12 protein-coding genes are annotated in these 13,787 nt (G+C 52.4%); 8 read left to right on the top strand and 4 right to left on the bottom strand.

What is annotated here, in order from left to right; translation table 11 throughout:
- Positions 1-130 precede the first annotated feature (130 nt).
- From nagB to ACYVC2_RS03080, 3 genes are all read right to left on the bottom strand, one after another.
- Positions 131-2,116, bottom strand: a complete 1,986-nt coding sequence (nagB, locus tag ACYVC2_RS03070; protein WP_461100808.1) for a glucosamine-6-phosphate deaminase — start codon at positions 2,114-2,116, stop codon at positions 131-133.
- A gap of 135 nt (positions 2,117-2,251) precedes the next feature.
- Complete coding sequence (locus tag ACYVC2_RS03075; RefSeq protein ID WP_461100809.1) at positions 2,252-3,394, bottom strand: Gfo/Idh/MocA family protein; 1,143 nt, start codon at positions 3,392-3,394, stop codon at positions 2,252-2,254.
- 111 nt (positions 3,395-3,505) lie between these two features.
- Complete coding sequence (locus ACYVC2_RS03080; protein ID WP_461100810.1) at positions 3,506-4,276, bottom strand: NUDIX hydrolase; 771 nt, start codon at positions 4,274-4,276, stop codon at positions 3,506-3,508.
- Positions 4,277-4,786: 510 nt separating this feature from the next.
- Here ACYVC2_RS03080 and ACYVC2_RS03085 point away from each other — a divergent pair.
- The 7 genes from ACYVC2_RS03085 (at position 4,787) to ACYVC2_RS03115 (ending at position 11,365) form a co-directional block, all read left to right on the top strand.
- On the top strand, positions 4,787-5,293 hold the full coding sequence (locus tag ACYVC2_RS03085; protein WP_461100811.1) for a (2Fe-2S)-binding protein: 507 nt from the start codon (positions 4,787-4,789) through the stop codon (positions 5,291-5,293).
- On the top strand, positions 5,290-7,494 hold the full coding sequence (locus ACYVC2_RS03090; RefSeq protein ID WP_461100812.1) for a molybdopterin cofactor-binding domain-containing protein: 2,205 nt from the start codon (positions 5,290-5,292) through the stop codon (positions 7,492-7,494). Before ACYVC2_RS03085 ends, ACYVC2_RS03090 begins: the two co-directional genes overlap by 4 nt.
- 54 nt (positions 7,495-7,548) lie before the next feature.
- Positions 7,549-8,715, top strand: coding sequence for an XdhC family protein (locus tag ACYVC2_RS03095; RefSeq protein ID WP_461100813.1), 1,167 nt, complete (start codon positions 7,549-7,551; stop codon positions 8,713-8,715).
- Between the two features lie 4 nt (positions 8,716-8,719).
- A complete protein-coding gene (locus ACYVC2_RS03100) occupies positions 8,720-9,322 on the top strand; it encodes a nucleotidyltransferase family protein (protein ID WP_461100814.1) in 603 nt (200 codons plus the stop codon).
- Positions 9,323-9,409: 87 nt separating this feature from the next.
- The gene (ruvX, locus tag ACYVC2_RS03105; RefSeq protein ID WP_461100815.1) at positions 9,410-9,823 is read left to right on the top strand and encodes a Holliday junction resolvase RuvX; all 414 of its coding nucleotides are present in this window, start codon (positions 9,410-9,412) and stop codon (positions 9,821-9,823) included.
- 72 nt (positions 9,824-9,895) lie between these two features.
- On the top strand, positions 9,896-10,468 hold the full coding sequence (gene def / locus ACYVC2_RS03110) for a peptide deformylase (RefSeq protein WP_461100816.1): 573 nt from the start codon (positions 9,896-9,898) through the stop codon (positions 10,466-10,468).
- 114 nt (positions 10,469-10,582) lie between these two features.
- A complete protein-coding gene (locus ACYVC2_RS03115) occupies positions 10,583-11,365 on the top strand; it encodes an amidohydrolase (protein ID WP_461100889.1) in 783 nt (260 codons plus the stop codon).
- A 46-nt stretch (positions 11,366-11,411) separates the two neighbouring features.
- On the opposite strand, the gene ACYVC2_RS03120 is transcribed toward ACYVC2_RS03115, so the two are convergent.
- Positions 11,412-12,092 (bottom strand): HAD family hydrolase, encoded by a 681-nt coding sequence (locus tag ACYVC2_RS03120; protein ID WP_461100817.1) that lies wholly within the window; start codon positions 12,090-12,092, stop codon positions 11,412-11,414.
- Between the two features lie 165 nt (positions 12,093-12,257).
- On the opposite strand from ACYVC2_RS03120, the gene ACYVC2_RS03125 reads away from it, so the two are divergent.
- Entirely contained in the window at positions 12,258-13,775 is a 1,518-nt protein-coding gene (locus tag ACYVC2_RS03125; RefSeq protein WP_461100818.1) for a DUF4301 family protein, read from the top strand.
- The last annotated feature ends 12 nt before the right edge of the window (positions 13,776-13,787 follow it).

Here is a 13,787-nt window from a genome sequence, read left to right on the forward strand (position 1 = left end):
ACGTTACAAAAAAAATGGCACCAATTGGTGCCAGTATGATGAATTACGGTAGTACTCTGTTATAATCATCGTGGATTTTAGTCCGTTCTTTCCTATCGAGACGGAGAGAACGGACTAAAGTCCACGATACTTAAAAGTGCCAGCGGACGAAGGCTTCCATGGCTTCGTATTCCGCCAGACCAAGCCGATTGTAGATATCGGCGGTACCACGGTTGCGTTCTTCGGCACGCTGCCAGAATTCACGTGAGTCAGTTCCCTGATAGACAACCCCGTCTTTTTGCGACTGGTGTTTGAAAATACCCAGGCGCTTTTTCATAACCTGGTCGGGCGACATTGGAACGGCCATTTCAATCTCACTGACATCCCATTCGGCCCAGGCGCCCCGGTAAAGCCACACCCAGCAGTCTTTCATAAAATCCTTGTTCTTCAACCGACGGACCGCTTCCAGAACCGCATCCAGACACACTTTGTGCGTACCGTGTGGATCAGCCAGGTCGCCGGCAGCATAAATCTGATGCGGCTTAATCTCTTCGATCAGCGCCATCGTGATCTGGATATCTTCTTCGCTCAGGGGCTTTTTGGCAACCGTACCCGTTTCATAAAACGGCATGTTCAGGAAATGCGCGTTTTCGACCGGAATACCCACAAACCGACAAGTCGCTTTGGCTTCGCCCATCCGGATCAGGCCTTTCACGTAGCGAACTTCCGGCGTATCCATTTCGCTGTCTTTTTTCTCCCGTAGCGATACGGCAGCGTCCTGGAAAATTCGGGTTGCTTCGGGGCTTTCGATACCGAATTTGGTATTGAAATCCACGACATAGTCCGCGAATCGCAACGCTTCGTCATCGGCGACGGCAATGTTTCCGGAGGTCTGGTAGCCTATGTGCACCTCGTGCCCCTGGTCGCGCAGGCGCTGGAAGGTACCCCCCATCGAAATGATGTCGTCGTCGGGGTGCGGGCTGAAAATCAGGCAACGTTTATGCGCCGGCAATGCCCGTTCGGGCCGGTTGGTATCATCGGCATTGGGTTTGCCGCCCGGCCAGCCGGTAATGGTGTACTGAAGCTGATTGAAGACATCGATGTTGATATCATACGCCTGACCGTATTGTGCCAGCAGATCGCTCATCCCGTTGTCATTGTAATCGCGGTCGGTCAGTTTCAGAACGGGTTTCCCCAACGCCATCGACAGATAAGTGACAGCCTTTTTCTTCATCTTGTTGTCCCAGACCACCGAATCCACCAGCCAGGGTGTTTTCATACGGGTGAGTTCAGAAGCGGCCGCTTCATCGATAACAAACAGCGCATTCGGGTGCGTCTGCAGATACGAAGCCGGGTTCAGTTCGGTCACCAATCCTTCGACGGCTCCGCGAATCACCGGTGCTTTGCGCTCCCCCCAGGCCAGCAGCACCACGCGACGAGCGCTCAGAATACTCGACACCCCCATCGTGATGGCTTTGCGCGGAGTTTTGGGCAACCCGCCGAAATCGACCGAAGCAGCCGCCCGCGTCGAGTTATCGAGCATCATCAGGCGGGTATGCGAGTTGATCAGCGAACCTGGTTCATTAAAACCGATGTGGCCGTTACCTCCGATTCCCAGTAGCTGAAAGTCGAGACCGCCAGCCGCTTCGATATCCGCTTCATATTGTTTAGCAAATTCAGCGACCTTATCCGTCCGGATCGTACCGTCGGGGATATGGTAGTTGTTGGGCAGAATATCGACATGGTCAAACAGTTGTTCCCGCATGAACCGCCAGTAACTCTGAAGCGAATCCGGTTCCATGGGGTAATACTCGTCCAGATTAAAACTGACTACATTCTGAAAACTCAGCCCTTCTTCGCGGTGCATCCGAATCAGCTCAGCATAAACCGTTTTGGGCGAAGAGCCCGTGGCCAGACCCAGTATGCAGGGCTTGCCCTCGCTTTGTTTCTGGCGAATCAGGTCGGCGATTTCCCGTGCTACCGCTCGTGACGCAGCTTTAGCGTCAGCATAAATATGGGTCGGAATTTTTTCGTACGTAATGGCCGACTGAATAGGACCACCCACCGTTGAGGCCGGCGTAGATTCGCCCGGCAACTGTGTGTCAGAATTGTCGAGTAAAGAGGACTCCGTGATCATGCGTATGCAGAATATAGATGGTTCAGCAGTTGCAAATGTCGCAAAAAATCAAGGAGTTCGCACGCATTTAGGTTGCCCTTTCTGGGGAAAGAGCAATATTTTTAAATTTTTTTATTAACCGCTCTCCTGTCGGGCTTATTCACGAGCCATCTTGTCGGCAATGACAGCCGTTCGAAGCGATTCGAGTCCGTTTTCCTCCCGGATGATCCGATGCGTTCCCGGATAATGGATAGCGGTTGTCTGATCGCGGAACATCAGGCGGAGCAACTCGCTATAGACATGCTGCTTTTCATCGCCGAAGCCAAACCGTAATTCAATTTGCTGGTAGGCATCAAACTCTTTGTGTCGGCCACGTAGAGGCCGGTCTTTGCCCCCGATGTTTGCCGTTACGTTCAGCTGAGCCGCTGGAAACAAATCTAGTAGCGCCCGGGTGGTTTCTTCATCGACGGCAGCCCGCATGATCATCCGAGTGGGTACCCACTCGAACAAAGTGATATCGCCCCGCTCGAACAATAACCGCATCTCCTGCCGATCCATTCGGCCGGTTTGTGTGAAGCCATGGTAGAAATTGACCAGCTTACGGCCCGATTCGTCGTCGCCGTATTCGACGACAGCCTGTACCTGATCTTCAATGTCGGCACTGTTCGGGCGCTTGATGACCTGAGCGGCCTTCACGGTTCCGTTGCCCAGCCATCCCTCAAACATGTCGAAGAAGTGCACTCCGTGTTCGATGAAGATGCCGCCACTTTTGCTGCGATCCCAGAACCAGTGCTGGGGCAACAGCCCTTCATCGCCCGCGTAATTCTCGAAATAACCGTGCAGGAACTCGCCGAGCAGCTTTTTGTCGATCAGGTGCTTGATACGGGCAAACATCGGATTGTAACGCTGCATCAGGTTCGTTACCATAAGCAAGCCTTTCCGACGGGCGGTTTCGATCATTTCCTGACCCTGCTCCAGATTCATGGCCAGTGGTTTTTCGCAGATTACGTGCTTGCCGGCATTCAGAGCCAGCATAGCCTGCTCATAATGCATAAAGGGTGGGGTAGCAATGTAAATGACATCTACATCGGGGTGGTTGACCAGCGCTTCGATGCTGTCTAACTGATCGGCTCCGAAGCGCCGGGCGGTCGTAAGCGCTTCCTCTCGCTTTGACCCCGCAATGGCAACCAGTTTTGTATTCGGGATCTGCAGAAACTGCTGAACGGCGAAGAGACCGAACCCACCCATTCCGATTACCCCAAGGCCAATTTTGTGATTTTCCGATGTATTTGTTTCCATAAGTTGTAGTCCATAGTCCTGAAAAACAACTGCCTGCGACACATTAATGTTACTCAATTCGTTCAACAAGTGTAGCCAGTCAGCTGAACTTCAGTTGCCAACGCATGCATTTTAAATAAAAACCAGACTACCATTTACCAGAGCTTTGGTGTAATTCTGTTCGTCAAACTGATACAGGTACGGCGATTTATGGGCAACACCAGTCCGCCGTTCGTCCAGCCGTGTCAGAATATTCAGGCCGGTTATTTTCTTATGAAAATTACGGGAATCCAGCGGTCGGTCCAGCACCGCTTCGTACAACCGCTGTAGCTCCGGGATAGTAAACTTTTCGGGCAACAGATTAAGCCCAATGGGTTGCCAGTTGAGTTGCAGCCGAAGGGTTTTGAGGGCTACGTCGATAATTTGCTGATGATCGAAGAGCAGCGAGGGCAGGTGGCTTACATCCCACCAGCAGCATTCATCCGACATAAAATCGGCGGAGGGGGTCACTCGGGTGTAATCGACCAGCGCATAATAGCCTACCGATAAGGTTCGTTCAGGCCACTTGCTGTTGTTGTCATACGCTATCGGCATTTTCTGGCGCTGCCAGGTATCCTGCCGGTCGTACCGAACCGCTTCGCCAAATAGATGAAACTGTTGCAGAAACAACTGATCCAAGCCGGTACGTTCGCGAAGAACCCGCCCAGCCGCATCGTCAACGGATTCGTTTTTGTAAATGAATCCACCGGGTAGACACCACTCGCTGGTGGTTTTCCACCGTAGCAGGAGCACTTTCAGGCGGGTATCATGAAAACCAAAGATAACACAGTCGAGTGATACACCCAGCACACATTCGTCGGCTACGGTCTGGTAATACGCAATTAGCTGATCGGCAAAAGTCATGGGGAAAGTTAGTCATTCTGATATAAATACATCGAGTTTGGCTAACCTATGAAGAAGCCGGAAAAAGCCTTTGTGCATAATTCCTAAAAACAGCGCTTATACTGTCTCTGGCAATACAGGCCTCCAACTCATGCTTCCCACGTGGGAGTTTATGTTGTTGGGTACCTACAAAAGCCGCCACGCTCAGGCAGCCATCAAATCGATTTATGATGTTGCCAACGAATAAAAGCGGATAACCCTTTTCCCTGAAAGTTATTTCTAAATGTCAATCTGATTTTTTATTTTGATCGACTGTGTACCCTTCGTCATACCTGTCATCAACTAAATGCAACTATACAGTCTGACAGATACCCCACGGATAGGCTTTCTGAAGTTGCTTTATCTCGCGAATACAGGACAGCTAACCGAATTTTTGGGCCTCCTATTAAAACATATCATAATGCCCGTTTTACGTAGTAAAATCGTAACTTTCCTGGTATAAACGCTTATCATTATCCAATCTGTTCGTACATGGCTGCGATAAAGCTGACGATTAATAACCAACCCCATACGCTGGACGTCGATCCGGAAATGCCCTTACTGTGGGCCATTCGCGATGTGGTAGGACTGACGGGTACAAAATTTGGCTGCGGTATTGCGCAGTGTGGTGCCTGCACTGTGCATCTGGATGGTAGTGCAATCCGGTCCTGTAGCTTTCCGGTTTCGGCCGCTGCGGGTCATAAGATCACGACCATCGAAGGAATTTCGAAAACCGCCGATCATCCGGTACAGAAAGCCTGGATTGAGCATCAGGTACCCCAATGTGGTTACTGCCAGTCGGGACAAATCATGTCGGCGGTTGCCTTGCTGAAGCAGACCCCGAAGCCATCGGATGCGGAGATCGATGCCGCCATGCAGGGTAACATCTGCCGATGTGGTACGTATAACCGAATTCGCCAGGCGATTCATACCGCTTCCACCGAGATGGCGGCTGCGCCGAAAATGCCGAAAACCACGCCTAAAATCGGCAAACGATGAGCCAGAAACCAACACAACAGGAATTGCGTACGTCCCGCCGGGATTTTTTGAAAGCGGCCGGCCTGACCAGCGCTGCTTTTGCACTGGGTTTTCCAACAGCCGAGGTTCTCTCCAGCCCGGTTCTGAACCTGAGCGCTCAGCCAGGCTTGGCCCTTGCCGAAACGATTGAGCTGAGTCCGTATATTCTGATCGAGAAATCGGGACGGATTACCCTGATGAACCCGCGCCCTGAAATTGGTCAGGGAACGTACCAGTCCGTGCCGGCGATGATTGCCGAAGAACTCGAAGTGTCACTGGATCATGTCACGATTCAGCAGACCGGGGGCGAAACCAAATTTGGTGGTATGTGGTCGCAGGCGGTCGGCGGTAGTGGTTCGATCCGTGGCGGATACACGCAGATGCGCAAAGTAGGCGCTTCGGCCCGCGAAATGCTCATCCAAGCCGCCAGCGATCAGTGGAAGGTTCCGGTGGACGAATGCGTTGCCGAAAACGCAACCGTTGTCCATAAACCCACGGGCAGAAAACTGACTTACGGTCAATTGGCCGAACCGGCCGCTAAGCTACCGGTTCCGAAAGAGCCCAAACTGAAAGATCCAAAGCAGTTTACGATGCTTGGCAAATCGATGCCCCGACCCGATGTGCCGCTGAAGGTAAGCGGCCAGGCCACATTCGGTATCGACGCGAAAGTTCCGGGCATGGTCTACGCTTCGGTCGAACGTTGCCCGGTGCTGGGCAGTAAGCTGATCAGCTTCGACGCCACGAAATCTCTGAAAATAAAGGGCGTGAAACAGGCCGTGAAACTAGAGCGGGTGGTCGGCAAAAATCGGTACGAAGGCGTTGCGGTAATTGCAGATTCTTACTGGGCCGCCCTGCAGGGACGAAAAGCGCTCATCATCAACTGGGATCATCAGGGCCACGAAACTTTCGATTCGACAGCTTTCGAGAAACACCTTCGTGACTTAGCCCAAACCGACGGGGTGACTGGCCATAACGCGGGCGATTTCGATAAAACCTACGCCGATGCTGGCACCAAACTCGAAGCGCTGTATGAAACGCCCATGGTGAGTCATTCGACGATGGAGCCGATGAATGCACTGGCTCATGTCAAGCCCGGTGATAAAGTCGAACTTTGGGTTTCTTCGCAAGGGGGAGACCTGGTGCGGGCGGAAGTTGCCAAAGTACTCAACGTGCCGACCGACAATGTCAACGTGCATATTCTGTTCAATGGGGGCGGTTTTGGCCGTCGGCTCACACAAGACTTTGCGACCGAAGCGGCTTTGTTATCGAAAACGATTGGCAAACCCGTCAAAGTGATCTGGACGCGGGAAGACGATACCAGCCTGGGTCCTTTCCGGCCCATGACGTTTTCGGCGATGCGGGGGGCGCTGGCTGCCGATGGGAAAGCCGTTGCTTTCCAGCACAAGGTCATCTCGCCGTCGATCGATGCGACGATGAATGAAACCTACGACAAGACCAAGCCCGACAGTACTATGCTGGAAGGCACGGGTGATCAGAAATACGAGATCCCAAATTTGAGTACGCGCTACGTTCACGCCGAAACACACATCCCGCTTACCTACTGGCGATCGGTGACCAGCTCGACCGTTGCTTTTGCGCACGAGTGCTTTCTGGACGAAATGGCACACAAAGCCGGTCAGGACCCGCTGGCTTTCCGATTAGACTTACTCACAAAAGAGAGCGATGCCAAACGGATGCTTCTGAAGCTGAAAGAGGTTTCGGGCTGGGATAAACCGCTGCCTGCCGGCAAAGGCCGGGGTGTAGCGCAGTGGGAGTTTTTTGCGGGTCTGGCCGCGCAGGTGGTCGAAGTTTCCAAAACCCAGAGCGGAGGTGTAACCGTCGACAAAGTTTACTGCGTCATCGATTTGGGTACGGTTGTCAATCCTGATACGGTAAAAGCCCAGGTGGAAGGAGCCGTTGCCATGGCGCTCACGGCAGCGACGAAAGACGGCATTACGTTTGAGAGCGGTCGCGCAAAACAGGCTAATTTCGATACTAACCGTATGCTGCGGATCAACGAGATGCCACCGGTCGAAGTACACATTTTAGCCGAGGGAGGGTCAACGATCAAAGGGGTTGGCGAGCCTGGTCTTCCTCCACTGGCACCCGCTTTAGCCAATGCCGTATTTGCCGCAACCGGGAAACGCATCCGTCGGCTACCGTTCGGGCTGGAGAAAGTATAAACAGATTCATGTCTCTACTGTTGTAAATTCAAAAGGAATAGGTCGCATTAGTCCATGAAAGAAATTACACGCATTGTCGAAGTTTTTGAGCAGGTTGACTTTACCCAGCGTAAAGCGGCTTTGGCAACCGTTGTCTGGGTGGAGGGCTCATCGTACCGGCGTCCGGGCGCGCGCATGCTCATTACCGACGACGGCCGGTGGGAAGGCGCTATCAGCGGGGGTTGTCTGGAGGGCGATGCACTGCGCAAAGCTCGTCAGGTGATGCGCGACGGCGAGCCGATCGTCGTTACATACGACACGATGGATGATGGGGCCAATAGCTTTGGGGTTGGCTTAGGCTGTAACGGCATCATCGACGTGCTGATCGAACCCATCGATCCGACGAATGCAGAAAACCCGGTCGCTGTGCTGAAAGAGTTTATGCAGAAGCGTGATGTGCGGGCGCTGGCGACGGTTCTGAAAAGTGACAGTTTGACCGGACTTACCCCGGGCGACCGGTTTGTCATGACCGATACGTCCGGAGACGCCGTTCCCAGCTGGCTGAAGGCCGACATCCAGACGGTGTTCAATACCGGAAAACCGCTTACCAAGGCCTATGGCGTTCAACTCGGCAACGCCGAAGTGTTTATCGAGCGCATCGATCCGGGCATCGAGTTAGTCATTTTCGGCGCAGGGTATGATGTCGTTCCGGTGGCCAAACTCGCCCGTGAACTCGGCTGGCAGGTAACCGTCACCGACGACTGTGTGGCCCATTTGGCTCCCAAGAGGTTTCCGATAGCAACCTGCGTATTGTATGCCGATCGGCAGGCAGTACTGGATCAGTTGACCATTACGGACCGGACCGCAGCGGTGCTAATGTCGCACAATTTCAATTATGACAAGGCGGTCTTGCAGGCTCTACTCACGACTGATGTGCCATATATCGGCATGCTGGGTCCGCGCAAACGGTTCGATAAAATGCAGGCTGAGTTCGAGAAAGACGGCCAGTCTGTTACCGAAGCTGACCTGAACCGGGTGCATGCTCCCATCGGTCTTGATTTGGGCGCAGAAACCCCCGACGAAATTGCCTTGTCGATCATTGCGGAAGTAAAAGCCTTTTTCACGAAAGGATCGGGCAGCTTTTTAAAGAATAAACCCGGCCCGATTCACGAACGACTGTCGGGAAATGCGCCGGTAACTAGCCGGCAGCCCGATACCCTCGACCTGGATACGGTCGGTTAAGGCGATGCGGATTGCCACCATCATTTTAGCCGCCGGAAGCTCAAGTCGTCTGGACGGCACGCCCAAGCAATTACTGGTCAGCAACGGCAAAACCCTGATCTGCCAAATCGCTCAGGCGGCTTTGAACCTGGAAACAGGACCTGTACTGGTTGTATTGGGGGCCAACGAAGAGGCTATTCGCGGTGGGTTGGCCGACTTGCCGGTTCAGATCGTTGTCAATGCGGCCTGGCAGGAAGGCATCGCTTCTTCGCTGAAAGCAGGCTTGAACGGTTTGATGCCTACTGCTATCGATGCTTTTCTGGTCGTGTTAACCGATCAGCCCTACGTTACGACCGATCTGCTCAGACAATTACTCAACAAACGTCAGCAGACAGGTAAAGGAATCGTCGCCTGTCGGTACGGCGAAGCGGCTCATCTCGGCGTACCGGCCCTGTTCGACATCCACTACCAGACCGAATTTCAGGCATTATCGGGCGATATGGGAGCCCGTAAGCTTATTCAGCGCCACTTAAGCGACTGTGCAGACGTTCCTTTTCCACTGGCCGCTATCGATCTGGACACCTGGCAGGACGTTGAGCGTTGGCGTGTAGCCAGCCCCAACAGGTGATAGGGGACCGGTTTCCAAACTATTTTTCGCGGTTTTCGTCAGCCTTTATGCCCCGAACCCGCTGCCCTGCTTACCTTTGTTACCGAAATGGCCCGACTTTTAGCGATCGACTATGGAATGAAACGGACCGGCATTGCCGTTACGGACCCGCTGCAGCTGATTGCCACGGCGCTCGAAATGGTGCCCTCGCACGAAGTGCTGAAATTTCTGAAAGCCTACGTCGATCGGGAGCCTGTTGAAGCTTTTATTGTGGGGCTTCCGAAAGGACTGGACGGTGGAGATACGGATAATACGGCCCGGGTGCGGAAGTTCGTCGGCCATTTGCAGAACGCTTTGCCAGCTATTCCGGTTTATTGGCATGACGAGCGTTTTACGTCGGTGATGGCGCTGAAGTCCATGATTGCCAGCGGCAGCACCAAAAAAGATCGACGTGAAAAGGGTAATATCGACAAAGTAAGTGCCGCTATTATCCTCCAATCGTATATGGAAAGCAAACGATAATGAATAATGGATAATGAATAATTTCTCTGACAGGCATTATTCATTATCCATTATTCATTCTTCATTAAACTTATGATTCTCCCAATTATTGCTTACGGTGACCCGGTCTTGCGCAAGCGCGCCAAAGCCATCGAACCCGGCAGCGTCGATGTAAAAACGCTGAGCGACAATATGTTCGAAACGATGTATGGGGCTTCCGGCGTTGGGCTGGCAGCTCCCCAGATCGGTCAGAGCATTCGCATGTTTGTGGTCGACGGTGAACCGCTGAATGAAGACGAGCCTGAAGAAGAGGTCGATAAGAGCCTGATCGGTTTCAAAAAAGTTTTTATTAATCCCGAAATCATTGAAGAAGCCGGCGACGATTGGGGGTTCGAAGAAGGCTGTTTGAGTATTCCCGGTATTCGGGGAGAGGTTTTCCGGCCGGAAATCGTTGTCATCCGCTATTTCGATACAGACTGGAACCAACACGAAGAAGAATACGAAGGCATGGCTGCCCGTATCATTCAACATGAATACGACCACCTCGACGGCAAACTCTTTACTGATTACCTGCCCCCTCTCCGCCGGACGCTGATCAAGAAAAAGCTGACCGATATCTCCAAAGGCAAGACCGACGCCGAGTATAAAATGAAGTTTTCGAAGTGAATGGCGAAGGGGAGAGGGCATAGGGCAAAGGGGTAAGAGCAAATGGTAAGCATGTAGTCACCCTTATGCCCTATGCCCTCTCCCCTTCGCCCTTACCCCTATACCCTCTCCCCCATGCACATCACCCTCCTGCAAACTAACCTCTATTGGCATAATCCCGTCGCCAACCGAGCGATGCTGGAGGAGCATATCTTCACCCTGCCCGAACCAACCGATCTGATCGTTTTGCCGGAAATGTTCACGACCGGCTTTACCATGGATGCTCGCGCGGTGGCGGAGCCGATGAACCTGACAACCTTCCGGTGGATGAAACAAATGGCAGCCCAAACCGGAGCCGTCGTCACGGGAAGCTATGTCGTGCAGGAAGGTGGTCGATTCTTCAACCGACTCGTCTGGATGCAGCCCGACGGACAGTTCGACACGTACGACAAACGCCATCTGTTTCGGATGGCTGGCGAAGATGCGGTGTACACACCTGGTCCCCGCCGGATCGTAAAAGAATGGAAAGGCTGGCGAATTTGTCCGCTTGTCTGCTATGATCTGCGGTTTCCGGTATGGAGCCGCAATCATGAAACAGAATCACAGGCTTTCGATTATGACCTGCTGCTGTACGTGGCCAATTGGCCGGCGGCCCGCCGAAACGCCTGGAACGTGTTATTACAGGCACGGGCGGTCGAAAACTTAAGCTACGTAATTGGCGTGAATCGCGTTGGCAAGGATGGCAACGGTCACGCTTACTCCGGCGATTCGGCGGTCATCGACTTCAAGGGCGAGGTTTTGTTTCGTCAAACCGACGCCGAAACGATTCATCAGCAGTCGCTCTCTTTAGAGGAGTTAAGGGCGTTTCGGGAGAAATTTCCGGCTAACCTGGACGCCGACCGGTTTACAATCCACTAGTAGGCCGATGAGCTTCCCTGGCTTTACTCAAGGCTGACCCACGCTCTTAAAACAAAGCCAGTAATTCGCGGGCGTTTGCCAGCGTAGTAAACGACTTCCCCACGAGTTGCTCATCCGCGACTTGTTCGTGCGCCCACGTTACCGAGTAAGGTATGTATATGGCCCGTGCACCGATGTGCACTACGGGCAGAATGTCGGATTTCAGGGAATTACCGATCATGGTGAAATCGACCGGGGCGACATTATATTTTTCGATAATCCGTTGGTAAGCCTGCTCGTTTTTTTCGCTGACAATTTCAATATGCTTGAAAAAATGGCCTAACCCCGAGCGGGCAATTTTACTTTCCTGATCAAACAGATCACCTTTCGTCAGGACCATTAGATCGAAATCCTTCGAGAGTGCTTCCAGCGTATCCCGCACGCCCTCCAGTACTTCGATAGGGAAATCAATCAATTTTCGGCCGACATCGATGATCTGCTGAATTTCAGAAGCGGTTATGGCACCGTCTGTTAGCTCGATAGCCGTCTCGATCATCGACAGTATAAAACTCTTGGCGCCGTAGCCAAACAGCCGAAGATTCCGAATCTGTGCGTCGTAGAACCGCAGCGAAAGCGTTTCTTCATCGACATACTTTGATAACATTTCAGACAGTTTCTGCTTTACGTCTACGTAATTGGGTTCATTAACCCAGAGCGTATCGTCAGCATCAAATGCAATCAGTTTCATAGAGTAACGGGTGTATTCAGAAAACAAACAAAAGTAATTGCCGAACCGATAATCAGGTCATTATAGACTGAATATTCCGCTGGATTAACCCTAATTTGATTTGCGTACTATTGCTGAAATACCCAATTTGCCACCCATTCCTAACGCTATTTTCCTTTTAGCAATATGACTTTTACACAGCACGATCAGGATCAGATTCTGGCACAGGGCATATCGCTCGATCAGATCGATCGGCAGATCAACCATTTCGTTCAGGGGTTTCCGTACCTAAATGTTATCAAGGCTGCTACCATTGGCGACGGTATTATCCGCGTCGATGAAAACCAGCTACCTGCTTATATCCATCGTTTTGACCAGGCCGCCCACGAACGCGATCTGGTGAAGTTTGTACCGGCTTCGGGCGCAGCAACCCGTATGTTTAAATCTCTTTTTGCGGCTCTGGACGGAAAGTTCGACAAATCGGTCGATGAAGTATTTGCCCGCCTGACCGATTTTGCCTTTTACGAGGATCTAAAAGCGGCTATGGCCGCCAAAGGCCAGAATTTAGACAAGGCCGTTGCAGAAGCCGACCGAAAAACCGTTCTGGAATTTCTATTGACCGACGAGGGGCTGGAATACGGTAGTCTGCCCAAGGGCCTGCTTAAATTTCACCGGTATGCCGATGGCCCCCGCACGCCGGTAGAAGAGCATCTGGTAGAAGGCGCGGCCTACGCCAACTCCGATGGTCTGGTGAAAATCCATTTTACAGTTTCGCCCGAACACCGCAGCCGCTTCGAAACCCTGATCAACGAGCAACTGGCCGACTACGAAGCCTGGCTCGGGGTTACGTTCGAGATTAGTTTCTCGGAACAGAAAAAATCGACGGATACCATCTCGGTCAATCTGGACAATTCACCGTTTCGCAATCCGGACAACACATTGCTGTTCCGACCGGCGGGCCACGGGGCGCTGATCGAAAACCTGAACGATATCGATGCCGATATTGTGTTCATCAAAAACATCGACAATGTCGTTCCCGATGAAATTAAAGAGCCTACAATTACCTACAAAAAGGTCTTAGCGGCCGTTTTGCTGGATGCCCAACAACAGATTGCCCGGTTACAGGGTCTACTGGAAGGCGAAGACGTAAGCGACGGATACCTGGCTGAAGCCGACGAGCTTTTCCGCCGGACCCTTTATACGTTACCGCCCGAAGGCTTTGAAAACCTGTCGAAACGAGAGAAGCTGGCTTATTACCGTCGCAAACTGGATCGTCCAGTACGGGTGTGTGGGATGGTGAAAAACGTGGGCGAACCGGGAGGGGGCCCATTCTGGGCCAGAAACCAGGATGGCTCCGTGTCTCTACAGGTTGTTGAGTCGGCTCAAATCGATTTAGGCAACCCGGCTCAGAAGGCTATTTTCGACGAAGCGACCCACTTCAACCCCGTCGATCTGATCTGCGGGCTGAAAGACCATCGCGGCCGCAAATACGAACTACCTGCTTATCGTGATCCGCAAACGGGTTTTATCACCGCCAAATCGAAGGACGGGAAAGACCTGAAAGCTCAGGAGTTACCCGGCTTGTGGAACGGGGCTATGGCCGACTGGAACACTATTTTCGTTGAGGTGCCTCTCATTACGTTCAACCCCGTCAAGACCATAAACGATCTGTTGCGAAAAGAACACCAGCCCGCCGGGGAATAAACCACTTTTTAC

Source organism: Spirosoma koreense (assembly GCF_054777875.1).